Annotated in this window: 20 protein-coding genes and 1 pseudogene; 6 read left to right on the forward strand and 15 right to left on the reverse strand. The window is 74.1% G+C overall.

The features are described from left to right. Positions 1-2: 2 nt before the first annotated feature. Together ACFUC1_RS00250 and ACFUC1_RS00255 are read right to left on the reverse strand one after the other, a co-directional pair. The gene (locus ACFUC1_RS00250; protein ID WP_379115870.1) at positions 3-335 is read right to left on the reverse strand and encodes a hypothetical protein; all 333 of its coding nucleotides are present in this window, start codon (positions 333-335) and stop codon (positions 3-5) included. A 50-nt stretch (positions 336-385) separates the two neighbouring features. Next, positions 386-1,033, reverse strand: coding sequence for a dihydrofolate reductase family protein (locus ACFUC1_RS00255; RefSeq protein ID WP_379115871.1), 648 nt, complete (start codon positions 1,031-1,033; stop codon positions 386-388). 340 nt (positions 1,034-1,373) lie between these two features. Between ACFUC1_RS00255 and ACFUC1_RS00260 the strand changes: the two genes are divergently transcribed. Next, positions 1,374-3,563, forward strand: a complete 2,190-nt coding sequence (locus tag ACFUC1_RS00260) for a DEAD/DEAH box helicase (RefSeq protein ID WP_379115872.1) — start codon at positions 1,374-1,376, stop codon at positions 3,561-3,563. 133 nt (positions 3,564-3,696) lie between these two features. Continuing rightward, positions 3,697-3,862, forward strand: a pseudogene (locus ACFUC1_RS00265) (YfcE family phosphodiesterase); the annotation flags it as partial. A gap of 48 nt (positions 3,863-3,910) precedes the next feature. On the opposite strand, the gene ACFUC1_RS00270 reads toward ACFUC1_RS00265, so the two are convergent. Beyond that, positions 3,911-5,461 carry an Hsp70 family protein gene (locus tag ACFUC1_RS00270; protein ID WP_379115873.1) on the reverse strand — a complete coding sequence of 517 codons (1,551 nt, stop codon included), beginning with the start codon at positions 5,459-5,461 and terminating at the stop codon, positions 3,911-3,913. A 107-nt stretch (positions 5,462-5,568) separates the two neighbouring features. Here ACFUC1_RS00270 and ACFUC1_RS00275 point away from each other — a divergent pair, with 107 nt between their 5' ends. Beyond that, a complete protein-coding gene (locus ACFUC1_RS00275) occupies positions 5,569-6,036 on the forward strand; it encodes a nuclear transport factor 2 family protein (protein ID WP_379115874.1) in 468 nt (155 codons plus the stop codon). A 62-nt stretch (positions 6,037-6,098) separates the two neighbouring features. Here the strand turns inward: ACFUC1_RS00275 and ACFUC1_RS00280 are convergent, their stop codons facing one another. From ACFUC1_RS00280 to ACFUC1_RS00320, 9 genes are all read right to left on the reverse strand, one after another. Next, positions 6,099-7,187, reverse strand: coding sequence for a uroporphyrinogen-III synthase (locus ACFUC1_RS00280; protein ID WP_379115958.1), 1,089 nt, complete (start codon positions 7,185-7,187; stop codon positions 6,099-6,101). A gap of 23 nt (positions 7,188-7,210) precedes the next feature. Beyond that, positions 7,211-8,431, reverse strand: a complete 1,221-nt coding sequence (gene cobA / locus ACFUC1_RS00285; RefSeq protein WP_379115875.1) for a uroporphyrinogen-III C-methyltransferase — start codon at positions 8,429-8,431, stop codon at positions 7,211-7,213. Continuing rightward, positions 8,428-8,811 carry a nitrite reductase small subunit NirD gene (gene nirD, locus ACFUC1_RS00290; RefSeq protein WP_379115959.1) on the reverse strand — a complete coding sequence of 128 codons (384 nt, stop codon included), beginning with the start codon at positions 8,809-8,811 and terminating at the stop codon, positions 8,428-8,430. Before nirD ends, cobA begins: the two co-directional genes overlap by 4 nt. Before the next feature lie 23 nt (positions 8,812-8,834). After that, positions 8,835-11,414, reverse strand: a complete 2,580-nt coding sequence (gene nirB / locus ACFUC1_RS00295) for a nitrite reductase large subunit NirB (protein WP_379115876.1) — start codon at positions 11,412-11,414, stop codon at positions 8,835-8,837. Positions 11,415-11,471: 57 nt separating this feature from the next. After that, positions 11,472-13,007, reverse strand: coding sequence for an FAD-dependent oxidoreductase (locus ACFUC1_RS00300; protein WP_379115877.1), 1,536 nt, complete (start codon positions 13,005-13,007; stop codon positions 11,472-11,474). After that, positions 13,004-15,247 carry a molybdopterin oxidoreductase family protein gene (locus ACFUC1_RS00305; protein WP_379115878.1) on the reverse strand — a complete coding sequence of 748 codons (2,244 nt, stop codon included), beginning with the start codon at positions 15,245-15,247 and terminating at the stop codon, positions 13,004-13,006. Before ACFUC1_RS00305 ends, ACFUC1_RS00300 begins: the two co-directional genes overlap by 4 nt. 9 nt (positions 15,248-15,256) lie before the next feature. After that, on the reverse strand, positions 15,257-16,663 hold the full coding sequence (locus tag ACFUC1_RS00310; protein ID WP_379115879.1) for an MFS transporter: 1,407 nt from the start codon (positions 16,661-16,663) through the stop codon (positions 15,257-15,259). A 167-nt stretch (positions 16,664-16,830) separates the two neighbouring features. After that, a complete protein-coding gene (gene glpK / locus ACFUC1_RS00315; protein ID WP_379115880.1) occupies positions 16,831-18,351 on the reverse strand; it encodes a glycerol kinase GlpK in 1,521 nt (506 codons plus the stop codon). Further along, a complete protein-coding gene (locus ACFUC1_RS00320) occupies positions 18,348-19,118 on the reverse strand; it encodes an IclR family transcriptional regulator (RefSeq protein WP_379115881.1) in 771 nt (256 codons plus the stop codon). Before ACFUC1_RS00320 ends, glpK (ACFUC1_RS00315) begins: the two co-directional genes overlap by 4 nt. A 168-nt stretch (positions 19,119-19,286) precedes the next feature. Here ACFUC1_RS00320 and ACFUC1_RS00325 point away from each other — a divergent pair, with 168 nt between their 5' ends. From ACFUC1_RS00325 to ACFUC1_RS00335, 3 genes are read left to right on the forward strand one after another with little or no spacing between them, the layout of a single operon-like run. After that, positions 19,287-20,147 carry an MIP/aquaporin family protein gene (locus tag ACFUC1_RS00325; protein ID WP_379115882.1) on the forward strand — a complete coding sequence of 287 codons (861 nt, stop codon included), beginning with the start codon at positions 19,287-19,289 and terminating at the stop codon, positions 20,145-20,147. Positions 20,148-20,198: 51 nt separating this feature from the next. Next, complete coding sequence (gene glpK, locus ACFUC1_RS00330; RefSeq protein WP_379115883.1) at positions 20,199-21,713, forward strand: glycerol kinase GlpK; 1,515 nt, start codon at positions 20,199-20,201, stop codon at positions 21,711-21,713. Positions 21,714-21,715: 2 nt separating this feature from the next. Then, positions 21,716-23,470, forward strand: a complete 1,755-nt coding sequence (locus tag ACFUC1_RS00335) for a glycerol-3-phosphate dehydrogenase/oxidase (protein ID WP_379115884.1) — start codon at positions 21,716-21,718, stop codon at positions 23,468-23,470. A 38-nt stretch (positions 23,471-23,508) separates the two neighbouring features. Here the strand turns inward: ACFUC1_RS00335 and ACFUC1_RS00340 are convergent, their stop codons facing one another. The 3 genes from ACFUC1_RS00340 to ACFUC1_RS00350 all read right to left on the reverse strand — a co-directional run bounded on the left by ACFUC1_RS00340 (position 23,509) and on the right by ACFUC1_RS00350 (position 25,760). Further along, positions 23,509-24,015 (reverse strand): SRPBCC family protein, encoded by a 507-nt coding sequence (locus ACFUC1_RS00340; RefSeq protein WP_379115885.1) that lies wholly within the window; start codon positions 24,013-24,015, stop codon positions 23,509-23,511. Further along, positions 24,012-24,500 (reverse strand): heme-degrading domain-containing protein, encoded by a 489-nt coding sequence (locus ACFUC1_RS00345; RefSeq protein WP_379115886.1) that lies wholly within the window; start codon positions 24,498-24,500, stop codon positions 24,012-24,014. Before ACFUC1_RS00345 ends, ACFUC1_RS00340 begins: the two co-directional genes overlap by 4 nt. Before the next feature lie 150 nt (positions 24,501-24,650). Next, positions 24,651-25,760, reverse strand: a complete 1,110-nt coding sequence (locus ACFUC1_RS00350) for a TIGR03118 family protein (protein ID WP_379115887.1) — start codon at positions 25,758-25,760, stop codon at positions 24,651-24,653. Between the last annotated feature and the right edge of the window lie 49 nt (positions 25,761-25,809).

Below are 25,809 nucleotides of genomic sequence, written 5' to 3' on the forward strand. Positions count from 1 at the left end.
GCTCAGAGCTGGAGGATGCGGGTCGAGACCTCGTAGGCGGCCGCGACACCCCTGGGGTCGTGCAGCCCGGCGGGCTCGTCGAGGGCCGCCTGGGTGCGCCGGCGCACGGCAGCCCCCGGGTCGGGGGCGACGAGGTCCTCGCAGAGCCCTGCGACGACGAGGCGGGCGTCGTGCTCGTCCAGTCCCTCCACGGCCAGTCCGTTGTACAGCAGCGTCGCCGCCTCCTCGAAGACCTCGCGCGCCATCTCGGGGTCCACCTCGGGGCGTTCACGGGCGACCCTCTCGGCGGTGGCCAGCAGCTGGTCGAACGGCGGCTCGAACTGGGGCGACGGCATACCCGCCAGCGTGGCAACACCCGTGACGCCGAGGCAACCGGATTGCGCGCTCAGGCGCCGTCAGCGACGCCCGGCCGCCGCGTGAAGGTCAGGTGGGTGACGCCACTGGGCGAGGACACCGTCTCGACGGCATACCCCTCCTCGATGCCCTCGAGGCCGTCCCAGAGGCGCACCCCGCGGCCCAGGACGATCGGCACCTGGACGAGGTGCATGCGGTCGACGAGCCCTGCGGCGAGGAAGTCGCGGACCACGCTGGGTCCGCCACCGATCCGGACGTCGAGCCCGCCGGCGGCCTCCGTCGCCACGGCGAGCGCCTCGGCGGGGCTCGCGTCCAGGAAGTGGAAGGTGGTCCCGCCCTCCATCTCCATCGGGGGGCGCGGGCGGTGGGTCAGGACGAACGTCGGGGTGTGGAAGGGCGGGAGGGGGCCCCACCAGCCGCGCCAGTCCGGGTCGTCCTGCCAGCCGGGCGGCCCGAACTTGTTGGCCCCCATGATCTCGGCGCCGATGCCGTGCTCGTGCCGCTGCGCCATCGCGTTGTCGACCCCGTCGCTGCCGGCCGGGTCCCACATGCGGGTGGCCATCATCCAGCGGTGCAGGCGCTGGCCGGCGTGGCCGAACGGCGCCTCGAGGGACTGTGGCTCCCCCGTGGCGAAGCCGTCGAGCGAGATCGAGAAGTTCTGGATCCGGGTGAGGGACACGGGGCACGCTCCTGCCTGGGTGGTGGCGCCAGTCTGCCCCTCGGGGCCGACAGCGGTCTGCAGGGTGGACCCGGCCGCCGGCCGCTCCTCATCGGTCCCGGGACGGGGCGCGCCGATGTGGCGGTCGGGTACCCGTCAGGCGGGCGGACCGCGTACGCTGGGACCTGCGTCCCGCCGCACGGCGGAGGCGCTCCAGCGACACGGGCCCAGCCCCTCCCCTGCCGCGCGGCCGCACCGGTCCGGTGCGTCGTGCCGTCGGCGGGCAGGCGAGCCGCCCCGCGCTCGGTGCCCCGGCACCGTCCTCGGCCCGTGCCGTGTCCGACGAGGAGAAGGAACCCGCTTGGCACAGCGAGCTCCGCGCCGTCCCGGCGCGTCGCGTCCCACGTCCCGCGACGGACGACGTCCGCGCACCCGGGACGAGGAGGGCATCCTCCCCGTCCTCGCCAAGGCCGTCCGCCAGGTGGAGGCGGCCGCCCAGCGCGGCCCCGTGCGCCCCGGCGCCCGCACGGCATACCAGGTCGTCGCCCTGCTCGTGCGCGAGGAGCGCGCCCGCGTGAAGACCGACCCGGAGGTCTCGGAGGCGGAGCGCTCCGCCGTCCTGACCCGGCTCGACGGAATCGCCACCATCCTCGCCAAGACTGCAGCCCGCGACACGTCCCTGCTGGCCCTGCTGGCCGAGGACGCCACCGTCTCCTCCGCCGCCCTGAGCCTGAAGGAGGACATGCTCCGCGCGGCCGGCCGCGAGGTCGAGCCCGAGGAGGAGCCCGAGCCGGACGAGGTCGCCGTGGCGCCTGCCGCTCCGCAGCGGATCGTGCCGCCGACGGTCATCGCCCGGCAGCTGGCGAACCCGTTCCTGGCCCCCGACTACTCGGCGGTGCCCCCGCGCCCCACGACCAACCGGTTGGGCGGCTGGGAGCTGCTGACGCCGCTGTTCCGTGCGTTCGAGAGCGGCGGCGACGCCACCTGTATGCCGTTGCCCGAGGACCCGGAGCTGCCGATGGGCATGCGCGGGCTGCACCTCATGCGCCACCAGGCCCAGCTCGTGGCGGCCGCCGCGGAGGGCCACCGGACCTTCCTGCTGGCGGACGAGCCGGGCCTGGGCAAGACCGCGCAGGCGCTGCTCGCCGCGGAGGCCGCGGACGCGTTCCCCCTGCTGGTCGCCGTGCCGAACGTCGTCAAGGCCAACTGGGCCCGCGAGGCCGAGCTGTGGACCCCGCGCCGGACCTCGACCGTCGTGCACGGCAACGGCGAGACCGTGGACGGCTTCGCCGACATCGTCATCGTCAACTACGAGATCCTCGACCGGCACGTCGGCTGGCTCGGCGAGCACGGCTTCCAGGGCATGGTCGTCGACGAGGCGCACTTCATCAAGAACAAGACCTCCCAGCGCTCGCGCCACGTGCTCGAGCTCTCCGAGCGCATCCGCTCACGCCGCCTCAACCCGCTGCTCATGGCCCTCACCGGCACGCCGCTCATCAATGACATCGAGGACTTCCGGGCCATCTGGCAGTTCCTCGGGTGGATCGACGACACCAAGCCGCGGATGACGCTCATGGCCGCCCTCGAGGAGAACGGCCTGACCCCGGCCGACCACGGCTTCTACAAGGCCGCCCGGACCAGCGTCATCAACCTCGGCATCGTCCGCCGGCGCAAGGTGGACGTCGCGGCCGACATCCCGTCCCGCCGGATCGCCGACCTCCCCGTCGAGCTGGACGACGAGGCAGGGCGCTCCATCCGCGCGGCCGAGCAGGAGCTCGCCCGGCGGCTCGTGGCCCGGTACGACTCCGCCCTCGCGACGCGGAAGGTCTCCGTCGTGGTCGACGGCATCGACCACGAGCTGGTCCGCCGGGTCGCGGAGTGGGAGCGCGAGGACGGCGGGTCGGACAAGACCGGCGACAACGTGTTCACGGTCATGCGCCGCATCGGCCAGGCCAAGGCCGGCCTGGCCGCCGACTACGCCGCGCAGCTGGCGCGCAACGTCGGCAAGGTCGTGTTCTTCGCGAAGCACATCGACGTCATGGACGAGGCGGAGCAGACCTTCGCACGCCGTGGGATCGGCTACTCCTCGATCCGCGGCGACCAGACGCCCAAGGCCCGCAAGGCGGCCATCGACGCGTTCCTCACCGACCCCGAGATCTCGGTCGTGGTCTGCTCGCTCACCGCGGCAGGCGTCGGCCTCAACCTCCAGGTCGCCTCGAACGTCGTCCTCGCCGAGCTCTCGTGGACCTCCGCGGAGCAGACGCAGGCCATCGACCGCGTGCACCGGATCGGCCAGACCGAGCCGGTGACTGCCTGGCGGATCATCGCGGCGCAGACCATCGACCCGCGCATCGCCCAGCTCATCGACGACAAGGCGGGGCTCGCGGCGCGCGCCCTCGACGGGTCGGACGAGGAGGTCGGCTCCTCCGCCGACGTCCAGCTCGAGGCGCTGGTGACCCTGCTGACCGACGCGCTGGAGAAGCGGCAGGCTGCCCTCCCGGCGACCGAGTTCGCCGGCGTCGTCGAGGTTCCCGAGGTCACCGAGGCCTGACCCGGGCCCGGGCCACGGCCCGGCACGCCTCGGCACCCACGGCCCACGCGCGACCCCGACGGACCCATGACCACCCACCTGCTGCTCCTCGCGGACACGCACCTGCCCAAGCGCGCCAGGGACCTGCCCGAGCGGGCACAGCCACATCCCCTGGGACACGACCACCCCGCGGGGGCTGCGGCTGCTCAACCCCGGGTCCCACCGACCGGCGGCGGCAGCCGTCCTGCACCTACATGACCGCGGTGGTCGAGGACGGGGTCCTGGAAGCGGTCGTCCTGCACGAGCTCCGGCGGCACTGAGGCGTCGGGCCCGCGGCCCCACGCCGCTGGCCGTCGGGCCCGCAGCGGTCAGGCCCGCAGCACCTGCTCCTGCCGGTACCCCGTGGTCAGGTCGGTGATGGTCACGGCCACGATGCCGGCGGCGTCGACGGTGTACCGCTCCTCCACGGTGGGCCCGCTCCCCAGTCGCTCGATCGCGACGCCGTCCGGCAGCCGGTCGCGGTCCTGCTGCAGGGTGGGGTCGAACGGGAACACGACCTCGCCGACGGGCGCGAGGTCCCCCCTCGGCTCGCCCTGGTCGTCGACGGAGGAGTACTCCACGAACCGGAACCAGCCGATGTTGTGCGCCGCCTGGTAGCGCCGGGTCACGACCACCGGTTCGGAGGAGGCGTCGGCGCCCACGGCCGGCGCCGTCGCGAGCGAGCGGTCCAGCACCGGGTCGAACGAGACCCCCGCACCGGCCTCGCGCTCCCGGAACACGCCGAACCCGCGGGAGAGGCGGTCCTGCAGCGAGAAGCCCGCCGACCGGTCGGCGGCGATGGCCAGGCCGACCGCGGACGACGCGCTGGGCAGTGGCGCCCGGTGCACCCGGCGCCCGAACCGCTCGCGCAGCAACCTGGGCACCAGCGGCAGCCCGCTCGCACCGCCCACGAGGTAGATGCCGGCCACGCCCTCGAGCCCCATCGGGTCGTCGCCGGGCGGGAGGGTCGCCACGAGCGGCTCCATGGCCGCCACGGACTGCTCGACCAGGGGTGTGACGGCGGCGTAGTAGTCGGCGACGTCGACGCTGACCAGCCCGGCGTCCGAGCCCGGCACCTCGAGGGGCACGCGCCGCGACTGCGGGGTCAGGCGCTCCTTGGCCTCGCGGCACTGGTCGACGAGGACCGCCCAGTCGCCCGCGTCCAGGTCGCCGCGGCCCACTCCGGCCGCCTCCAGCGCCAGGTCGGCCAGGGCCTCGTCGAAGTCGTCGCCGCCCAGGCGGTTCACCCCGCGGGAGTCGAGGACCTCGTGGGTCGTGCCGTCGAGCTGGACGAGGGAGGTGTCGAACGTGCCGCCGCCGAGGTCGTAGACCACGACGACGTTGCGGCGCGAGGTGATGGAGCGGGCCTGGCGGTGGGCGAACTCGAGGCTGGCCGCGGACGGCTCGTTGACCATGCCGGCGACCGTGAACCCGCCGCGGCGGCAGGCCTCGAGGGTGAGGAACCGCTGGGCGCTGTGGGCCTGCGCGGGGACGCCGAGCACGACCCGGACGTCGTCACCGGACCCCGGCACCGCCTCGACGCTGGAAGCCTCCCGCAGGGCCCGGCGCAGCGCGGCGAAGAAACCGGTCAGGAGGTCGAGGAGGGGCACCTCCCGGCCACCGACCGCGAAGGACGCGCCGGGCGCCGTGCCGGGCTCGGCCAGCGCCCGCTTGAACGACCGCACCACCGGTGCACCCCGGCGACCCGCCGCCAGCGCCTCGAAGCCGAAGACGAGGTCGTCGCCGTCGAGCGCGGCGACCGACGGGAAGTGGTCGTGGGCGTCCCCGTCCGCGTCGAGGAACGACACGACCGGGTAGTTGCCCCGGTCCGCGTGCGCGACGACCGTGTGCGTGGTGCCGAAGTCCAGCCCGAGATCCATGCCGCAAGGCTAGGTGCACCCCGGACCCCCAGCGCGACCCGCGTCCGAGGAGTAGGAAGGACCGCGAGGGCACAGGAGGCCGCGAGGCCACGGGAGAGGATGGAGCCATGACCGAGGGACGTCCGCCGTTCCCGCCGTTCGACGAGCAGAGCGCCCGGCAGAAGGTGCAGGCCGCCGAGGACGCCTGGAACACGAGGGACCCAGATCGCGTGAGCCTGGCGTACACACCCGACTCGGTGTGGCGGAACCGCGACGCCTTCCTGCAGGGGCGCGAGCAGATCGTCGAGTTCCTCACGGCGAAGTGGGAGCGCGAGCTCGACTACGCCCTGCGCAAGAGCCTGTGGGGCTTCACCGGCAACCGCATCGCCGTTCGCTTCCAGTACGAGTGCCACGACCGCGACGGCCAGTGGTTCCGCAGCTACGGCAACGAGCTGTGGGAGTTCGACGACGCCGGGCTGATGCGACGGCGCGAGGCCTCGATCAACGACCTCGCGATCGCCGAGGACGAGCGGCGCATCTTCGGGCCGCGTCCGGAGGACGAGCGCACCCCGGAGCACGACATCCCCCTGCGCTGACGCCTGTGCCCCGGGCGCCGACCCGCATCCGGCGCACCCGGCGTCCGGGACGTCGGCGGGAGTCACGGCACGGCAAGCCGGTACCCCCGCTTGACGACCGTCTGCACGACGGAGCGGCCGCAGACCTCGCGCAGCCGGGCGATCGCCACCTCCGCCGCGTGCGGGTCGGTCGACTCCCCGGGCAGTGCGGCGAGCACCTGGCCCCGGGTCACGATGCCGCCGGCCGCGTCGGCCAGGACCCGAAGCACCTCCAGGCCGCTCGGCGAGACCGGCAGCACGTGGCCGTCGAGCAGGGCCACGGTGCGCCGCACCTGCAGGGGCCCGAGCACCGTGGACACGGCGGAGGTCTGCGCCCGCTCGTAGTGGCCGACCAGCGCGCGCACGAGGGCTCCCAGCCGGCCGCGCTCCGGCACGATGGGTTCGATCCGGCGCTCGCGCAGTGGCGCGGCGGTCACCGGGCCGACGGCCGCCATGACCATGCAGCCGGTCGCGCAGCGGTGCACCACGGAGGCCAGCACCCCCTCCCGGTCGGCTGCGTCGAGCCAGGCACGGACTCCCGGGGCCGACGTGAAGACGACCGCGTCGACCTCGCCGGCCGCCGCGGCGCGGACCGACGCGGCGAGGGCGTCGGGGTCCGGCGGCGGCCCCCAGCGGTAGACCACGAGGCTGGCGACGTCGGCTCCGGCGGCCGCCAGCTCGACGTCCAGGCCGTCGGCGCCGGCGCCGTGGTGCTGCACGGCGACCCGCAGGCCGGCCACGCCCTCGGCGAGCAGCAGGTCGAGGATCTCCGCCGAGGTCTCGGACTCGGCCACCCAGTCGGCCTGCAGCCCCGCGGCCTGGATGGCGCCGCGCGCCTTGGGACCGCGGGCGACGATGCGCGCCTGCGCGAGCACCTCGACCAGGTCGTCGGCGAGGCCGGCCGCGTCGGCCGCCTCCACCCAGCCGCGGAAGCCGATGCCCGTCGTGACGACGACCGTGTCGGGCGGCTCGTCCACCAGCGCCCTGGTCGCGGCGAGCAGCTCCTCGTCGTGCACGTGCGGCACGATCGACAGCGCCGGGGCGTGCCGCACCTGCGCACCCCGCCGGGTCAGCGCGGAGCCGAGCTCGGACGAGCGCCGGTCGGCGGTGACGAGCACGACGCAGCCCGCCATCACCTGTCCCAGGGCCGGTGCGCTCACGCCGGCGCCTCCAGCAGGCCGGGAGCCGCGACGTCGCCGACCACCACGACCGCCGGCGCGGCGACGCCCACCTCCAGGCACCGGTGCACGAGGCCGTCGAGCGGCGCGGTGGTGACCCGCTGGTCCGGCAGGCTCGCCCGCTCCACCACCGCGGCGGGGGTGCCCGGGTCGGCCCCCGCCGCGAGGAGCCGGTCGACGTGCTCGGCGAGGAGTGAGACCCCCATGAGCAGCACGAGGGTGGCGCTCCGCTCGACCACGCAGGCGACGGCGGTGGGCTCGAGCGCGCGGTGGCCGTGCGCCACGTGCACCGAGCCGACGGTGCCGCGATGGGTGAGGGGTATGCCGGCCAGCCCCGGCCCGCTGAGCGCCGAGCTCACGCCGGGCACCACCTCGACGGGTATGCCGTGCGCGCGGCACGCCCGCACCTCCTCGCCCCCGCGCCCGTAGACGAAGGGGTCGCCGCCCTTGAGGCGGACGACCGTGCGGCCAAGCTGCGCCTGCTCGACGAGGATCCGGTTGATCTCCTCCTGCGGCACGGCGTGCAGCCCGGGTGTCTTGCCCACGTCGACCACCTCGACGTCCTGCGGCAGGTTCGCCAGCAGCCCCGTGGGGCCGAGCCGGTCGGTCACGACGACGTCGGCCTCCGACAGGGCACGCCGGCCGCGGACCGTCAGCAGGTCCTCGGCGCCCGGACCGCCCCCGACGAGCACCACCCGGCCCGGCCCCGGCCGGGCCGCACGACGACGAGGTCGCAGGTCGACCGGTCCGCAGGTGAGCTGGGCCGCGAGCGCGTCCCGGACCGCCGCCGCGCGGGCGGGGTCCGGGGAGCCGTCCTGCGAGAGCACCCCGACGACGAGACCGGCATGCGTCGTCGTGGCAGGGGTCCGGGCCGAGCCGGCACCGGCCTCCCCCGCGTTGACGCTGAAGACGCGCCGCTGGTCGGCCCAGCGGCACAGGTCCGCGTTCGCGCGGGGGTCGTCCGTCGCGGCCTGCACGAGCCATGCCCCGTCGACGTCGTGCTCGGCGACGTCGCGCTGCTCCCAGCGCACCGAGCCGGCCGCCACGAGGTCGCTCAGGTCCTCGCACACGTGCGGGGCGACGACGGTGACGACGGCGCCGTCCGCCACCCACGCGGCCGCTCGGCGCGCGGCCACCGGTCCACCACCGGCGACCAGCACGCGGCGACCCCGCAGGTCCAGACCCAGGAGCGTCGTCACGCCGGGCCGTCCTCGTCCGGCGCGCCGACGTGCACGGTGCCGTCGCGCACCTCGACCGGCCAGGTCCGCAGCGCCCGGGGCTCCCTGCCGACGGGGTCGAGGCAGTCTCCGGTCCGCAGGTCGAAGACCTGCTTGTACATGGGTGAGGCCACCGTGGGCACGTCACCACGCGTGCCGACGATCCCCCGGGACATCACGGCCGCGCCGCTGTACGGGTCGTGCTGCTGCACGGCATACAGGGCGTCGTCGTAGGTGCGGAACAGCGCGACCTGGACGCCGGCGACGAGGGCGGCCGTGCCGCGCTCGGGTGGAAGGTCCGCGAGGCGGCACACCGGCACCCAGGTGTCCACGACGGTGCCGCCGCTCACGCCGGCGTCCACGCCCGCGACGTCCACGTGGGCGGTCACCGCCGCACCTCCAGCGTCGTCCCGGCGACGAGCACGCCCTGGCGCCGCTCGTCCGGGGTCGCGGGGCGCGGCTGGCCGCGCTCGGCGACATACGCCAGCGTGTCGTCCACCGCGTCGGGTGCGTTGACGAAGGCGGAGAAGCGCCGCAGCTTCTCGGGGTCGGCGAGGACCGCCGCCCACTCGTCCTCGTAGGACTCGACGTGGCCGGCCATGGCCGCGTCGAGGTCGGCGCAGATGCCGAGGCTGTCGTCGAGGACGACGGCCCGGATCGCCCCGAGGCCGCCCTCGTGGTCCTCGACCCAGGAGGCGGTCCGCTGGAGCCGGTCGGCGGTCCGCACGTAGTAGAGGAGGAACCGGTCGATCGTGCGCACCAGCGTCTCGGTGTCGAGGTCCTCCGCCAGCAGCTGCGCGTGCCGGGGCGTGAACCCGCCGTTGCCGCCGACGTAGAGGTTCCAGCCGTTGTCCGTGGCGATGACGCCGACGTCCTTGCCGCGGGCCTCGGCGCACTCGCGGGCGCAGCCGGAGACCCCCAGCTTGAGCTTGTGCGGGCTGCGCAGGCCGCGGTAGCGCAGCTCGAGGGCGATGGCGAGGCCGACGGAGTCCTGCACGCCGTAGCGGCACCAGGTCGAGCCGACACAGGACTTCACCGTCCGCAGCGACTTGCCGTACGCGTGGCCGGACTCGAAACCCGCGTCCACCAGCCGCTTCCAGATCGCCGGGAGCTGGTCGATGCGCGCCCCGAACAGGTCGATCCGCTGGCCGCCTGTGATCTTGGTGTAGAGGCCGAAGTCCTTGGCCACCTGGCCGATCGCGAGCAGCCCCTCCGGCGTCACCTCGCCCCCGGGGATCCTCGGCACGACCGAGTAGGAGCCGTCCTTCTGCAGGTTCGCCATGACGTGGTCGTTGGTGTCCTGCAGGGTCGCCCGCTCGCCCTCGAGAATGTGCCCGGTGCCGAGCGAGGCGAGGATCGAGCCGATGACCGGCTTGCAGATGTCGCACCCGCGGCCGCGGCCGTGCCGGGCGACGATCTCGCTGAACGTCGTCAGCCCCTGCACACGCACCACGTCGAACAGCTGGGCCCGGGACAGCTCGAAGTGCTCGCAGAGGGCGTTCCCCACGGCCACGCCGGCCCTCTCGAGCTCGGTCGTCACGAGCTTCTTGACCAGTGGCAGGCACGACCCGCAGCTGGTGCCTGCGCGCGTGCACGCCTTGACGCCGCCGAGGTCGGTGCACCCTCCCTCGGTCACGGCGCAGCGGATCGCGCCCGCCGCCACGTTGTTGCACGAGCACACGGGGGCGTCGTCCGGCAGGTCACCCGAGGGTGCGGGCGCGCCGCCCTCGGGGAGCAGGTATGCCGCCGGGTCGCCGCCGAGCTCGCGGCCCACCATCGGGCGCAGGGCGGCATACGCCCCGGCGTCACCGACGAGGATGCCGCCGCGCAGCGTCCGGGCGTCGTCGGACATGACGAGCTTCTTGTAGACCCCGGCCACGGGGTCGGAGACGACGACCTCGAGCGCCCCGGGCTCGGTGGCGAACGCGTCGCCGAAGCTCGCGACGTCGACACCGAGCAGCTTGAGCTTGGTCGACAGGTCGGCCCCGGGGAACGCACCCCGGCCACCGAGCAACCGGTCCACCACGACCTCGGCCATGGTGTACCCGGGTCCCACGAGACCGAGGCAGCGCCCGTCGATGCAGGCCACCTCGCCGACCGCCCACACGTGCGGGTCGGCGGTCCGGCACGACTCGTCCACGACGACCCCGCCGCGCTCCCCCACCTCGAGGCCGGCGTCGCGGGCCAGCTCGTCGCGCGGGCGAACCCCGACGGCGAAGACGACGACGTCGACCGGCAGGGACGGCCCCTCGGTGAACTCCATCCGCGAGACCTGGCCCAGGTGGCCCACGATGCGGGCCGTCGCCGTCGAGGTGCGGACGTCGACCCCGAGGCCGGTGATGAGGCGCTTGAGGGCCTCCCCGCCGCCCTCGTCGACCTGCAGCGGCATCAGCCGCGGTGCGAACTCCACGACGGTCGCCTCGCACTCCAGGGCGCGCAGGGCTCCCGCCGCCTCGAGCCCGAGCAGGCCGCCGCCGACGACGGCGCCCCGCACGGGGCGGTCGAGCTCGTCCCGCAGCCGCTCGACGTGGGCGCGCAGGGCGGCGACGTCGTCGATGGTGCGGTAGACGAACGCACCGCGCAGGTCCCGGCCCGGGACGGGCGGCACCGCGGCATACGAGCCGGTGGCCAGGACGAGGTCGTCGTAGGCGAGCGTGCGCCCGTCGGAGGCGGTGACCGTGCGGGCGGCCCGGTCGACCGCCTCGACGCGCACGCCGCGGCGCAGGGTGACCAGGGGGTCGTCCCAGATCTCCTGGCCTCCGAGCGCCAGGTCCTCGGGGTCGCGGCCGGTGAAGTACGACGTCAGCGCGACGCGGTCGTAGGGCGCCCGCGGCTCCTCGGCGAGGACGGTGACCGCCCAGGCGCCGGCCGCGTCGCGGGAGCGGAGCGCGTCGACGACGCGCCGCGCCACCATCCCGCCGCCGACGACCACGAGGTGTCGGGGGGTCTGCGGTGTGCTCTCCATGGCCGTGAACCTAGGCAGCCGTGGTTTCGGTGCTGTGGAACATGTGTTTCCCCTTCGTTAAACGGTTTTCACCGGCTCGGAACGGACGCGGTGAGGTGCGAGGGCATCGACCAGGGCGCACACGTCGTCGGTGCACCCGCCGCACCCGGTCGTCGCCCGGGTGCCCCGGGCGACCTCGTCGAGCGACTGCGCGCCGTCGCGCACCGCCCTGGTGATGGCGCCCTTGCTGACGCCGTTGCAGCGGCACACCGTGGCGTCGTCGGGCAGCGACGCGGGGTCCGCGGCGGAGGTGTGGCTGCGCGCGGGTGCGAGGGTCGGCAGGAGGAGGTGTGCCGGGTCGGCCGGCAGTGGCGTACGCCGGGTGTACGCCGCGACGAGGTCGGCCGCGACCTGCCCGGCACCGACGCACGTGGCGCCGACCAGCCGGTCGCCGGACACGACGACCTCCACGTGGCGGCCGGCACCGGGGTCGCTCAGGCGCAGGCTGCGCAGCGCCGGGTCGTCGGGTCGGGCACTGCCGCAGACGCCCATGGCGACGACGTCGAGGCCGTGCGCCTTGAGCCGGACGACGTCCGTGCCCGAGGCCGACGTCCCGGCGGTGGGCACAGCGGTGGGCACGGCGGTGGGCACGGCGGGGACCGGTGGGCCGGCCACCGCCTCGCCCGTCCCGGCCGTGAGGGCCGCTGCAAGGCGGCGCGCCTGCTCCCACCCCTGGGCGACGAGCCCGGTCCCGCCCTCCGGGGGCTGGGCGCAGTCCCCGATCGCGAACACCCTGCGGTCCGCGGGGCTGGCCAGGTCGGCCCCGACCAGCACGCCGCGACCGGTCGGGAGGCCGGCGGCCGATGCCAGCGACGTGTCGACGACGGTGCCCGTCGCGACCACCAGGAGGTCGGCGGGCAGGACCTCGCCGCCGGCGAGGTGCACGCCACGGAGACGGCCACGCTCGATGCGGACGCCGTCGGCGCCGACGCCGACCCGGTGGGCGATCCCCAGCCGGCTCATCGCCCCTTCGAGGGCATGGCTGGCCGCGCCGTCGAGCTGGCGCTCCATCATCGCCGGGGCCGGGTGCACGACGGTGACCTCGCAGCCGCGCCGGGCCAGGCCGCACGCGACCTCCAGGCCCAGGACACCGGCACCGAGCACGACGGCGCTCGTCGCGTTGCACGTCGCGGCCACGATCTCGCGGGCGTCGTCGATGGTCCGCAGGGCGTGCACGCCCGGGACGAGCGAGCGGGGGTCCGTGCCGAGCCCGGCGAGCGGCGGGATGCGGGCCACCGCACCGGTCGCCAGCACCAGCTGGTCGTAGCGGTGCCGGAGCCCGTCGGAGTCCACCACCACCCGGTCCTCGCGGTCGAGGGAGACGGCGGCACTTCCGCGTCGCACGGTGAGGCGCGGGTGCGCGGGCGTCGGGAGGGTGAGGGCGGCGAGGTCGTACGCACCCGCGACGACCTCGCTGAGCAGGACACGGTTGTACGGCTCGCACGCCTCCGCGCCCAGCACCGTGACCTCGTACTTGCCGGCGTGGTCGGCCGCGAGCAGGTCCTCGACGAAGCGAGACCCGACCATGCCGTGGCCCACGACGACGAGCCTCATCGCAGCGCTCCCTGGCGGGCGTCCCTGGGGCCGCCCGCTGCAGCCGCACCGTCGCCCTGCGCGGCGGCGGCCCCACCGCCCGCGCCGGCGGCCCCACCGCCCGCGCCGGCGGCCCCGCCGGCCGCGTCGTGGGCGGTCACGTCCACCGCGCACACCTTGAGCTCGGGCATCCCGGACACCGGGTCGGTGGCGGCCGACGTGACGCGGTTGACGCTGCCGGGTCCGCTCCAGTGGAACGGCATGAAGACGGTGTCGGGCCGCACCCTGTCGGTGACCCGTGCCTGCGCGGTGGCGACGCCCCGGGCGCTCGCGACCCGCAGGAGCGCGCCGGGCTCGACGCCGAGCCGCGCGGCGAGGAGCGGGTGCACCTCGACGAACGGATGTGGCACGGCGGAGCGCAGCTCGGGCACCCGGCGGGTCTGGGCCCCGGACTGGTAGTGCTGCAGGACCCGGCCCGTGACCAGGTACACGGGGGCGTCGGGGCGCAGGTCGTCGGAGGGCCCCACGTGGTCGACCGCGACCATGCGCGCCCGCCCGTCCGACGTCGGGAAGCCGTCGAGGAACAGCCTGGGCGTGCCCGGGTGGACCGTGTCCCCACCGGGACCGGTCGGCACCGGCCAGTGCAGCGCCTCCTCGCGGTCGAGCCGCTCGTGGCTCAGGCCGCCGTAGTCCGCTCGGCCCCCGGCGGAGGCCCGGGCCAGCTCGTCGAACACCTCGGCGGCATCCGTGCTCCAGCGTCCCGGCGACCCGAGGCGCCGGGCCAGCTCGGCCCACACCCAGAGCTCTGACCGCACGCCGGGTGGCGGCTCGACAGCCTTGCGCCGGCGCAGCACCCTGCCCTCCAGGGACGTCATGGTCCCCTCCTCCTCGGCCCACTGGGTCACCGGCAGCACGACGTCGGCGAGGCGCGCGGTCTCCGACGGCACGACGTCGCAGACGACCAGCAGGTCGAGGGCCGCCAGCCGCTCGCGCACCCGGGTCGCGTCCGGCGCGCTGACCACCGGGTTGGCACCGTGGACGAGCAGGGCCCGGGGCCCACCGGGACGCCCCAGCGAGTCGAGCAGCTCCACCGCCGCGACGCCCTTGCCGGGCAGCGACGCGGGGTCCACACCCCACACCGCGGCCACGTGGGCGCGCGCGGCGAGGTCCTCGATGCTCCGGTACCCCGGCAGCTGGTCGGCCTTCTGGCCGTGCTCGCGCCCGCCCTGCCCGTTCCCCTGGCCGGTCAGCGCGCCGTACCCGCTGCCGACGCGCCCCGGCAGGCCGAGCGCGAGGGCGAGGTTGAGGGCCGCGGTGACCGTGTCCGTGCCCTGCCGGGACTGCTCCACGCCACGGCCGGTGAGCACGTAGGCGCCCGCCCCGCCCCGCGACGGACTCGCTGCGGCAAGCAGGCGCGCGGTGTGGCGCAGGTGGGCCGCGGGAACGCCGCAGACCTGCTCGGCCCGCTCCGGCCACCACAGGGCGGCGCCGCGCCGCACCCCCTCGAGGCCGGAGACCCGCGAGGCGAGGTATGCCGTGTCGGCGAGTCCCTCGCCGAGGACGACGTGCAGGAGCGCGAGCAGGACGACGAGGTCCGTCCCGGGCAGCGGCTGCAGGTGCAGGCCCTGCCCGTCAGCCGCCAGGTCGGCGGTGGCGCTGCGCCGGGGGTCCACGACGACGAGACCGCCGCGGGACCGGACGCCCGCGAGGTGGCCGACGGCAGGGGGCATGGTCTCGGCGAGGTTGCTGCCGAGCAGCAGCACGGCCTCCGCTCCCCCGAGGTCGGCCAGCGGGAACGGGAGGCCGCGGTCCAGCCCCAGCGACCGGTTGGCGGCCGCCGCGGCGCTGCTCATGCAGAACCTGCCGTTGTAGTCGATGTTCCTCGTCCCGAGGGCCACGCGCGCGAACTTGCCCAGCTGGTAGGCCTTCTCGTTCGTGAGGCCCCCGCCACCGAAGACGGCCACGGCGTCGGGGCCGTCCTCGGCGCGGAGCCGGGCGAGCCGCGCGGCGACGAGGTCGAGCGCCTCGGCCCAGTCGGTGGGGACGAGCTCACCGTCCGCGCCACGCACCAGCGGCGTCACCAGCCGGTCGGGCGCGGTGAGCAGGCTCGCGCTCGTCCAGCCCTTCTGGCACAGCCCGCCCCGGTTGGTGGGGAACTCGCGTCCGGCGACCTCGACGGTGGAACCGGTCGGCGTGAGGGACTGCGCGCACTGCAGGGCGCAGTAGGGGCAGTGGGTGGCGACGGGTGTCGCGGCAGGCACGGCGCTCCCTCAGATCGACTCGCGGGCCAGGGCCGAGCCCCGGCGCTGGTAGACCGCCCACGTGGCGGCGGCCATCACGGCATACGCGGCGACGAAGACCCACAGCGCGGGCACGAGCGAGCCGTAGGCGGCCTTGGCCACGGCGAAGCCGCGCGGGATGAGGAACCCGCCGTAGGCACCCACCGCACCGGCGATGCCGATGCAACCGGCGGCGGCCTTGCGGGCGGCACCGAGCTGCTCCGCACCGTCGGCACCGGCCCGGAACACCGCCGGGATCATCCGGTATGTCGCGCCGTTGCCGACCCCGGCGCCGGCGAACAGCACCATGAAGGCGGCGAAGAACAGGGCGAAGTCGTGCGTGCGAAGCGCGACCACCGCGCCCACGGCACCGGCGGCCAGCACGGCGAACGACGCGATGGTGATGCGCGCACCACCGAGCCGGTCGGCGACGACTCCCCCGAGCGGGCGTGCCAGGGCACCCACGAGCGCCCCGAGGAACGCCAACTGCAGCGGGGCACCCGGGAACTGGGTCTTGAGGAGCGTGGGGAAGGCACCGGCATACCCGATGAAGGAGCCGAACGTCCCGATGTAGAGGAAGGAGATGAGCCAGGTGTGGCGGTTGCGCAGGGCGACGGCGAAGCTGCGGTAGTCGGCGCGGACGCCGGTGAGGTTGTCCATGTACCGCCACGCCCCGACGGCCGCGAGCACGGCCAGCGGCACGAACAGCAGCCCGGCCCGCTCCAGGTGCACCCCTGCCCCGACGGCGACGACTGCAGGGACGACCAGCTGCACCACCCCGGTCCCGAGGTTGCCGCCGGCGGCGTTGAGCCCCAACGCCTTTCCCTTCTCCGCCTCGGGGAAGAAGAACGAGATGTTCGTCATCGACGAGGCGAAGTTGCCACCGCCGAATCCGGCGAGCGCGGCGCAGGCGAGCAGCACGCCGAACGGCGTCCCCGGCTGGGTGACGACCCAGGCCAAGGTGCTCGCGGGGACCAGCAGGAGCAGCGCGCTGGCGACCGTCCAGTTGCGGCCGCCGAAGGCGGGCACGGCGAAGGTGTAGGGGATGCGCAGCGTCGCGCCGACCAGGCTGGGCACGGCGATCAGCCAGAACTGCTGGTCCAGGCTGAGGTCGAAGCCGGCCGCCGGCAGCAGGGGCACGACCACGCTCCACAGCGCCCAGACGCAGAACCCCAGGAGCTCCGCGAGCACCGAGAAGGCCAGGTTCCGCCGGGCGATGCGGCGACCGCCGCCACGCCAGAAGGTGGCGTCCTCGGGGTCCCAGTGGTCGATCCACCGACCGGCCCGGTGGACCGGCTGCGGGGTCCGGCTCACGTCGGGCCCGGGGGCGCCGGGCAGGACCTCGACGGCCGCCGGGACCTGCGGCGCGTTGAGGTGCTCGCTGGTGGGAGAGGACATCGGTGCCTCCTTGTCGGGAGGGCCGGAGGTCTCCGGCCGACTGTCCCGCCAGGATGGGGAGCCGGTGTTTCACGTCTCGCCGGACGCCGTAAAGCATCCGTAACAAGTCCCTCTCAGCGCGGCGCCGTGGCTGTGAGGAGCGGGCGTCCGCCGATGGCCCGGATGGGTCAGTTGTCGTCGTGGGTGCCCGAGCGACCCCACTGGAGGGCGAGCTGCACGGCCTCGCACCAGCGCCGGTACTCGCGGTCGACGGCGTGGCGGTCCATCTGGGCCCGCCACTCCGCCGCCTGGTGCCAGTTGGACCGCAGGACCCGCTTGTCCGGCCAGAACCCCACCGCCAGGCCGGCGGCATAAGCGGCACCCAGCGCCACGGTCTCGGCCATCATGGGACGCACGACCGGGACGTCCAGCACGTCGCTGACGTACTGCATGAGCAGGTTGTTCGCTGTCATGCCCCCGTCGACGGCCAGTGAGGTCAGCGGCACCTCGGCATCACTGTTCATGGCGTCGACGACCTCACGCGTCTGCCAGGCCGTCGCCTCCAGCACCGCACGCGCGAGGTGACCCTTGGTCGCGTACGACGTCAGGCCGACCACGAGCCCACGGGCCCGTGCCTCCCAGTGTGGCGCGAACAGACCCGAGAACGCCGGCACCAGGTAACAGCCGCCGTTGTCCGGCACCGAGAGGGCGAGTGTCTCGATCTCGGCCGGCGAGCGGATGAGCCCCAGGTTGTCGCGACACCACTGCACGAGCGCGCCCGCCACCGCCACGGCGCCCTCCAGCGCGTAGACGACTGGTTCGCCGTCGATCTTGTGGGCGACGGTGCTGATGAGGCCGTGGCGCGACCGCACCAGCTCCGTGCCGGTGTTGAGCAGCAGGAAGCTACCCGTGCCGAAGGTGCACTTGGCCTCGCCGGGGTCGAAGGCCGTCTGCCCGAACAGGGAGGCCTGCTGGTCGCCGATGACCGCCGCCACAGGGATTCCTGCCACGGGGTCGACCGTGTCCCCGAGCACCCCCAACGAAGGGACGATCCGTGGCAGTGCGGCCCGGGGCACGCCCATGACGGCGAGGAGCTCGTCGTCCCAGTCGAGGGTGGTGAGGTTCATCAGCATGGTCCGGCTGGCGTTGGTCACGTCGGTGACGTGCACCCCGCCGGACGTCCCCCCGGTGAGGTTCCACAGGATCCAGGTGTCCATCGTCCCCACGAGCACCTGTCCCGCGTCCATCTGCTCGCGCAGCCCTGGGACCTCCTGCGCCAGCCAGCGCAGCTTGGAGCCGGAGAAGTACGTGACGAGGGGCAGGCCGGAGCGGGCGACGATCTCCGACTCGGGCAGCTCGTCCCGGATCTGCGCCAGCAGCCCGGCGGTCCGGGTGTCCTGCCACACGATCGCGCGGTGGAGTGGCTGCCCTGTGTGCCTGTCCCAGACCACGACGGTCTCGCGCTGGTTCGTGACGCCGAGGGCGACGACGTCGTGGGGGTCGGCGCCGGCCTGCTGCAGCGCCTCCGGCACGACGGCGCGGGTGATGTCCCATATCTCCGCCGCGTCGTGCTCGACCCACCCCGGGTGCGGGTAGTACTGGTGGTGCGGCCGTTGCGCCACCGCCACGAGGCGCCCCTGACGGTCGTAGAGGATGCAGCGCGTGGAGGTCGTTCCCTGGTCGATGGCGGCGACGTAGCGCGCGGTCACGGCTCGCGCCCGTGGCCGAGCTCCCGGGAGATGGAGCGGCCCGCCGCGAGCACCTCGTCCACAAGCTCCTGCCGGGGTCGCAGCAGTCCGTCGCAGACGGAGTCGACCCGGCCGACCACGCCCACGGCGGCGACGGCGTAGCCACCCCGGTCGCGCACCACCGCGGCCACCTCCGCCACCCCCGGCACGTGCTCGTCGACGGTTGCCGACCAGCCGGTGTCCCGGACGTCGGCGAGCTGCCGCAGCAACGCGGAGCGGTCGGTGCCTGTGCGGTACGTGTACGCCTCGAGGTCACGTCCCGGCAGCGCACGGACGGCGCTGGGGTCGAACGCGAGCAGCACCTTCCCGAGGGCCGTGGCGTGCAACGGCAGACGTGCCCCCGTCTCGATGACCTGACCGGGGGTGTCGGCCCGGAAGACGTGGTGCACCACCAGCACCGAGCTGCGTGACAGTGCCCCGAGGCGGACGGCCTCACCGGTCCGTGCAGCCAGCGCGTCGGTCCAGTTGAGGGCGCGCGAGCGCAGCTCGTTCGGGTCGATACGCTGCGACCCCATCAGGACGACCTCCGGGCTCAGTGTGTAGCCGCCCGTGGACTCGTCCTGCTCCACCAGCCCCGACGAGCACAGCGTGCGCAGCAGCCCGTGCGTCGTGGGCTTGGGAAGGTCCACGGCGAGCGCGACCTCCGACAGCGCCGCGGGCTCGGCCTCCATGGCCAGTGCCCGCAGGATGGCGGCGGCTCGTTCCACCGACTGGATGGTGCCCGACACAATCGGCAGGTTACGTCCGCCCGGACATGTCCGACACAGGACGACGTTCGGCGATATCGAACGGCTTGCCGTTCGACGATGCCGAACGTCCGCAATTGTCCGGCTGCTCTCCCGCTCCTACCGTCCCGACCCATCCGAACCCGGGATGGACCCGATCAAGGAGTGGACATGGACCTCAAGGACGAGGCTTCGATCACCGGCGAGCTTTTCGCCGAGTTCGCCGGAACCTGCATTCTCATTCTCTTCGGTGTGGGCGTCGTCGCCCAGGTCGTGACGGGCCATGGCGCCCTCGGCGACCACGACTCGATCGCGTGGGCCTGGGGCCTGGGCGTGACCTTCGGCGTCTACACCGCCGCGCGGATCAGCGGGGCCCACCTCAACCCGGCGGTCACGGTTGCCCTCGCCGCCTTCGCTGGCTTCAGCTGGCGCAAGGTGCTTCCCTACTCCATCGCCCAGGTCGCGGGCGCCTTCGTCGCGGCGCTCGTCGTGCGGTTCGTGTATGCCGACGCCATCTCGGCCGTGGACCCCGGCTTCACCCTCAAGACCCAGGGCATCTTCTCGACCCTGCCCGGCAACGGCGCGCTCGACGTGAGCCTGCAGACCGCCCTCATCGACCAGGTCGTCGGAACGGCGATCCTGCTCTTCCTCATCATGGCCGTCACCGACGCCCGCAACGACGCACCCGTGTCCTGGATCGCGCCGGTGGTCGTCGGACTGCTCGTCGTGGGGATCGGCATGGCCTGGGGCACCAATGCCGGCTACGCCATCAACCCGGCCCGTGACTTCGGGCCCCGACTCGCGTCGTTCCTGACCGGCTACGGCACGGCGTTCTCCGACCAGCGTGGCGAGCTCTACTTCTGGGTGCCCATCGTCGGCCCGCTCGTCGGCGGCCTGCTCGGCGCGGGCGCGTACCGCCTGCTCATCGGCCGCTTCCTCCCCGTCGAGGGCCCGCAGGAGCCGGGCGAGATCCCCGCCGAGGCGACCGCTCCCCAGCCGGCCGTCGCTGCCGGCTCGCAGAGGCTGTCCTGACCCCGGCTCTCAGAGCCCAAACCCACATCCCAGCGTTCAAAGGAGAACACCATGGCTGACTTCGTCGGAGCCGTCGACCAGGGCACCACCAGCACCCGCTTCATGATCTTCGACCACTCGGGCAACGAGGTGGGGCGCCACCAGCTCGAGCACGAGCAGATCATGCCGAAGCCGGGCTGGGTCGAGCACAACCCCGTGGAGATCTGGGACCGGACGGCGTCGGTGATCCAGACCGCCCTCGGCCGGCACGGGCTCTGTGCCGGGGACCTCGCTGCCCTCGGCATCACCAACCAGCGTGAGACCACGGTCGTGTGGAACCGCCGAACCGGGCGGCCTTACTACAACGCGATCGTGTGGCAGGACACGCGCACCGACCACATCGCTGCCGCGCTCGACCGCGACGGCCGTGGCGACGTCATCCGGCGCAAGGCCGGACTGCCCCCGGCCACCTACTTCTCCGGCGGCAAGATCCAGTGGATCCTCGAGAACGTCCCCGGGGTTCGCGAGGCCGCCGAGAAGGGGGATGCCCTCTTCGGCACCACCGATTGCTGGCTCATGTGGAACCTCACGGGTGGTACCCGCGGAGGCGTCCACGTGACCGACGTGACCAACGCGAGCCGGACCATGCTGATGGACCTCGAGACACTCGACTGGGACGACGAGCTGCTCGAGATGTTCGGCATCCCCCGGCAGATGCTGCCCGAGATCCGGCCGTCGTCGGACCCGGACCTCTACGGCCGGACCGTCGAGGCGGGCCCCCTGGGCGGGGCCGTACCGCTCTCGGCCATTCTCGGCGACCAGCAGGCTGCGATGGTCGGCCAGGTCTGCCTGCGGGCCGGCGAGGCGAAGAACACCTACGGCACCGGCAACTTCCTGCTCCTCAACACCGGCCACGAGCTGGTGCGGTCCCGGAACGGCCTGCTGACCACGGTCTGCTACCAGTTCGGCAAGGAGCGCCCCGTCTACGCGCTGGAGGGCTCGATCGCAGTCACCGGCTCCGCCGTGCAGTGGCTTCGTGACCAGCTGGGCATCATCTCCGGCGCAGCCCAGAGCGAGATGCTCGCCCGGGAGGTCGAGGACAACGGCGGTATGTACTTCGTGCCCGCGTTCTCCGGGCTGTTCGCGCCGTACTGGCGCAGCGACGCCCGCGGCGCGATCGTCGGCCTCTCCCGCTACAACACCAACGCGCACCTGGCGCGGGCCACGCTCGAGTCGATCTGCTACCAGAGCCGCGACGTCGCCGACGCCATGGAGAAGGACTCGGGGGTCAAGCTCGAGGTCCTCAAGGTCGACGGCGGCGTGACCGCGAACAACCTCTGCATGCAGATCCAGGCCGACGTGCTGGGCGTGCCGGTCAGCCGTCCTGTGGTCGCCGAGACGACCGCGCTCGGCGCGGCGTACGGCGCCGGCCTCGCGGTCGGGTTCTGGAAGGACCCCGAGGAGCTGCGCAAGAACTGGAACGAGAGCCGTCGATGGACGCCACAGTGGTCGGAAGAGCAGCGCGAGGAGGGGTACCGCGGCTGGCGCAAGGCCGTCACCCGGACCTTCGACTGGGTGGAGGTCTGACGATGGCCTCGGTCGCACGACTCTCGCCGGACCGGCGGGCCCACGACCTGGAGGCCATGGCCTCCGAGGAGCTCGACGTCCTGGTCATCGGCGGTGGCGTGGTCGGGGCGGGCGCCGCCCTCGACGCCACGACCAGGGGCCTTCGGGTCGGACTGGTCGAGGCCCGCGACTACGCCGCCGGGACGTCGAGCCGGTCGAGCAAGCTGGTCCACGGCGGCCTGCGCTACCTCGAGCAGCTGGACTTCGGGCTGGTGCGCGAGGCGTTGCGGGAGCGCGCCCTGATCCTGCACCACCTCGCGCCGCACCTCGCCCGACCCGTGCCGTTCCTCTACCCGTTGCGGCACCGGGTCTGGGAACGCCTGTACGTCGGCGTGGGGGTCGCCCTGTACGACACCCTCGGCGGGAGGCACGGTGTCCCGGCTCATCGGCACCTGACCCGCCGGGGGGCGCTGGCACTGTTCCCGTCGCTGAAGCGCGACTCGCTGATCGGTGCGGTGCAGTACCACGACGGACAGGTCGACGACGCGCGCCACACGATGATGCTGGCCCGGACGGCGGCCGAGCACGGCGCCCTGCTGGCGACGAGTGCGCGGGTCACGGGCTTCCTGCGGGAGGGTGACCGGGTCGTGGGCGCCGTCGTGACCGACCTGGAGACCGGCCGGGAGCACCAGGTCCGTGCCCGGCGGACCATCAACGCCGCCGGCGTCTGGAGCTCCGAGCTCCAGACGCTGGCGGGCACCACATCCGGCCTGACGGTCCGGGCCTCCAAGGGCGTGCACCTCGTCGTCCCGAGGGACCGCATCCGGGCGGAGAGCGGCATCATCACCCGCACTGCCACCTCGGTGCTGTTCATCATCCCGTGGGACGACCACTGGGTGATCGGGACGACCGACACGGACTGGTCGCTCGACCGGGCGCACCCGGCTGCGAGCCGGTCGGACATCGACTACCTCCTGGAGCAGGCGAACCGCGTGCTCTCGTCGCCGCTGCGCCTCGAGGACGTCGTGGGCGTGTATGCCGGTCTGCGGCCCCTGCTCTCCGGCGAGTCCGACGAGACCAGCAAGCTGTCCCGGGAGCACGCGGTCGTCTCCCCGGTTCCCGGCCTGGTCATGGTCGCGGGCGGCAAGTACACCACCTACCGCGTGATGGCGAGGGACGCGGTGGACGCCGCCGTCGACGGTCTCGGTACCCCGGTCCCGCCGTCGTGCACCGAGCGCGTCCCGCTCATCGGAGCCGACGGCTTCGAGGCGGCGTGGAACAGACGACACGTCACCGCGCGCGAGCTCGGGCTCGAGGTCGCGCGGGTGGAGCACCTGCTCCGCCGTTACGGCACGCTGCTCACCGAGCTCGCGGCGGCGCTGCGGGAGCACCCCGAGCTGGGCGAACCGGTCGACGGCGCGCCGTCGTACCTCCGCGTGGAGGCCTGGTACGCAGCGGCGGCCGAGGGCGCGCTGCACCTCGACGACATCCTCACCCGACGCACGCGCATCTCGATCCTGACCGAGGACCGGGGGGTCGCCGCGGCCCGGGACGTCGCCCGGGTCGTCGGGCCCGTCCTCGGCTGGGACGGCGCGGACGCGGAACGGGAGGTGCTGCACTACCGCGCGCGGGTGGAGGCCGAGAGGCAGTCCCAGGCCGAGCCGGACGACCTGACGGCGGACGCGGCGCGGCTCGGGGCGGCCGACGTCCGTGGCGGGGCACGACAGCCGCTGGCCGAGGCAGGACTGGAGGACGGACAGGTCGCCCAAGCTTCGTGAGCCTGAGCCGAGGACGCAGGGCGGGTGGTCGCGGGCGCTCAGGACGAGGCGCCGGCCTCCGCTCGGGCCTTGAGGTTGATCAGCTGCCGCCGCGCCATGACGAGGTCCCCGGCGGACAGGAGCGGCGCCAGCACGGGGCTCGTGTCCATGACGACCTTGAGCAGGAGCCGGGTGCCACGCTCCCCCACCGGGACCAGCAGGTAGGAGAGGTATGCGCCGAGGACCTCACCGGTCAGCTGGCGACCCGGGTCCACCGCGACCACGCGCCCGAGCGGCCGGCCGCCGGACCGGGTGAACGGTTCCCCGACCCGTGGCTCCGGCAGTCCCGCGAGGTGGCGCGGGGACCGGCGGCCGAGGTTGTCCAGCCAGTCGTAGGAGTACCGCGCGACACGGACCTGCCCCACCCAGGGCCACACCACCGCCGGCGGTGCGTCGACGGTGACGCCGCGCCACGCCTCGAGCGCGGGACGGCGGCCGACCAGGTCGTCGCAGGCGAAGGGCAGCCGCGCCTCGGCCTCGGTGACGCCCCACCGGGCGCCGATCACGCGGACGGGCCGCCGGACAGGTGCTCGAGCAGGACCTGGACCACAAACCGGTGGTCCTCCACCTGCGGCAGTCCCGACGCCCCCATCCAGCCGACGACCCCGGCGCCCCGGACGCGCAGCGGCACCGCGCCACCGGCCGCAGCATACCGGGACGCGGGCAGGGCGAACTTCTCGGCGAGGGTGGTCCCCTGCTCACGCACCAGGCGCGACAGGTGCAGCGAGGATCGCTCGAAGTGCATCACGACCCGCCCCTTGCGCCGCAGCCACGCGTCGTTGTCGCCGGTCGAGCCGGGCAGGCCGCAGTGGAACAGCTGGTGCCGGCCACGCCAGATGCCGATGGCGACGGGCAGCGACCGCTCGCGGGCCGCGTCCACGGCGCGGCACCCGAGGGCCCAGGCGTCGTCCTCGGTCAGCGAGGGCAGGACGAGTCGCTCCTCCTCCTGCACCAGCTCGTCCAGGGTCGGCCAGGAGTCGTGTGCCGGCATGCCGTGCCTTCCCGTCGTCGCGTCGCGGGCCGGCTGCCGGTCGAGGCGCGTGTGTGCGCCACCGGGTGCCGCGGCCCCGCTCGCGGAGCGTAACCACCCGGTGCCCCACGGGCAACGGGCCGCGGCACCCGCGAACGGGGCCTGGGCAGGTCAGGGCATGGCGTGCAGCAGGCCGAGCAGGCCGTGCGCCTCGTCCTGCGGGCCGGCCGTGAACAGCACGTCGTGCGTCGACGCCTCGGTGCCGTTCCCCGGCAGGAGCGCCCACAACCCGTCGATGGTGACCGCGTGGCCTGCGGCGTCGCGGACGGTCCCGGCGAAGGTGAGCGTCGCGGGGTCGAAGGCGTGGATCCGGCCGTCGCCGAAGTTGCCCACGAGCAGGTCACCGGAGAGCGACCCGAACCCCTCGGGCGCGATCGTCAGGCCCCACGGGGCGTCGAGCACCCCGTGCCCGGGCAGCCTGTGCAGGAGCACGCCGTCGAGGCTGAAGACGTCCACGCGCCCACGGCCCTGGCCTGCCACCTCGTCGTGCCGCGCGCTGTCCTGCTTCGCGAAGGACACGTAGACCCTGTCCCCCGCGACCATGACGTTGAACGGGCCGTAACCGCTCGGCAGCTGGGGGTCGGCGAAGCCACCGGTGGTGGCGACGCGCTGGAAGGTCCCGTCGTAGACGTCGACGGTGCCGGCGGAGAAGTCGGCCACGTACAGCCGCGGCCCCTGCGCCGTCTGGCCCATGGCCATCCCCTTGTCGACCGCCCCGGGCGTGACCACGGCGTCGACGGCATGGGTCGACGGCGGTGCCCCGGTGCCGCCGACGGCCGGGTTCCACCCGCTCAGGTGGCCGGTCTCGCCGACGAAGAGGAACCGGGCCGGCGCCGAGTGCCCGGCCGCGTCGTGGACGACGAAGGACGTGGTCGGGTTCGACACCTGCCCGGTCGGGGCGCCGCCGGGGACGCTGACGACCAGGGGTGCGACCACCTGCGGGCTGCCGTCGACCCCGCCGGTGTAGAGCGTGGTGAGGTCGGCTCCGTTGTCGGAGACCCACAGCGGGCTGGCGCCGAGGTACGAGGCGCCCCAGGCGTTGACGAGGTGCGGGTCGGTGACCTGCGCCAGGCCCGGGACGTCCGAGACGAGGTTCACCTGCTGGTATGCCGTGGGCGCGCCGGCGTCGGCGGGGGCGCCGGCGGCGAGCAGCCCGACCGCGGCACCGACGGCGGCGCCGAGGGCGAGCAGGGGGGTGGGACGACGGACGATGCGTGGCATGGGCTACCTCCCGGGTCGGTGGCGCCCCACGGGACGCGGGGCGCCACCC

Source organism: Pedococcus sp. NPDC057267, assembly GCF_042668795.1.
Classification (GTDB): Bacteria; Actinomycetota; Actinomycetes; order Actinomycetales; family Dermatophilaceae; genus Pedococcus.

Coding starts and splice junctions, on each gene's coding strand:
- ACFUC1_RS00300 (WP_379115877.1), bottom strand. CDS start 13,007: ATGAGGCTCGTCGTCGTGGGCCACGGCATGGTCGGGTCTCGCTTCGTC.
- ACFUC1_RS00310 (WP_379115879.1), bottom strand. CDS start 16,663: ATGTCCTCTCCCACCAGCGAGCACCTCAACGCGCCGCAGGTCCCGGCG.
- ACFUC1_RS00345 (WP_379115886.1), bottom strand. CDS start 24,500: ATGCCGGCACACGACTCCTGGCCGACCCTGGACGAGCTGGTGCAGGAG.
- ACFUC1_RS00250 (WP_379115870.1), bottom strand. CDS start 335: ATGCCGTCGCCCCAGTTCGAGCCGCCGTTCGACCAGCTGCTGGCCACC.
- ACFUC1_RS00270 (WP_379115873.1), bottom strand. CDS start 5,461: ATGGATCTCGGGCTGGACTTCGGCACCACGCACACGGTCGTCGCGCAC.
- ACFUC1_RS00350 (WP_379115887.1), bottom strand. CDS start 25,760: ATGCCACGCATCGTCCGTCGTCCCACCCCCCTGCTCGCCCTCGGCGCC.
- glpK (WP_379115883.1), top strand. CDS start 20,199: ATGGCTGACTTCGTCGGAGCCGTCGACCAGGGCACCACCAGCACCCGC.
- nirB (WP_379115876.1), bottom strand. CDS start 11,414: ATGGAGAGCACACCGCAGACCCCCCGACACCTCGTGGTCGTCGGCGGC.
- ACFUC1_RS00335 (WP_379115884.1), top strand. CDS start 21,716: ATGGCCTCGGTCGCACGACTCTCGCCGGACCGGCGGGCCCACGACCTG.
- ACFUC1_RS00275 (WP_379115874.1), top strand. CDS start 5,569: ATGACCGAGGGACGTCCGCCGTTCCCGCCGTTCGACGAGCAGAGCGCC.
- ACFUC1_RS00280 (WP_379115958.1), bottom strand. CDS start 7,187: ATGGCGGGCTGCGTCGTGCTCGTCACCGCCGACCGGCGCTCGTCCGAG.
- ACFUC1_RS00325 (WP_379115882.1), top strand. CDS start 19,287: ATGGACCTCAAGGACGAGGCTTCGATCACCGGCGAGCTTTTCGCCGAG.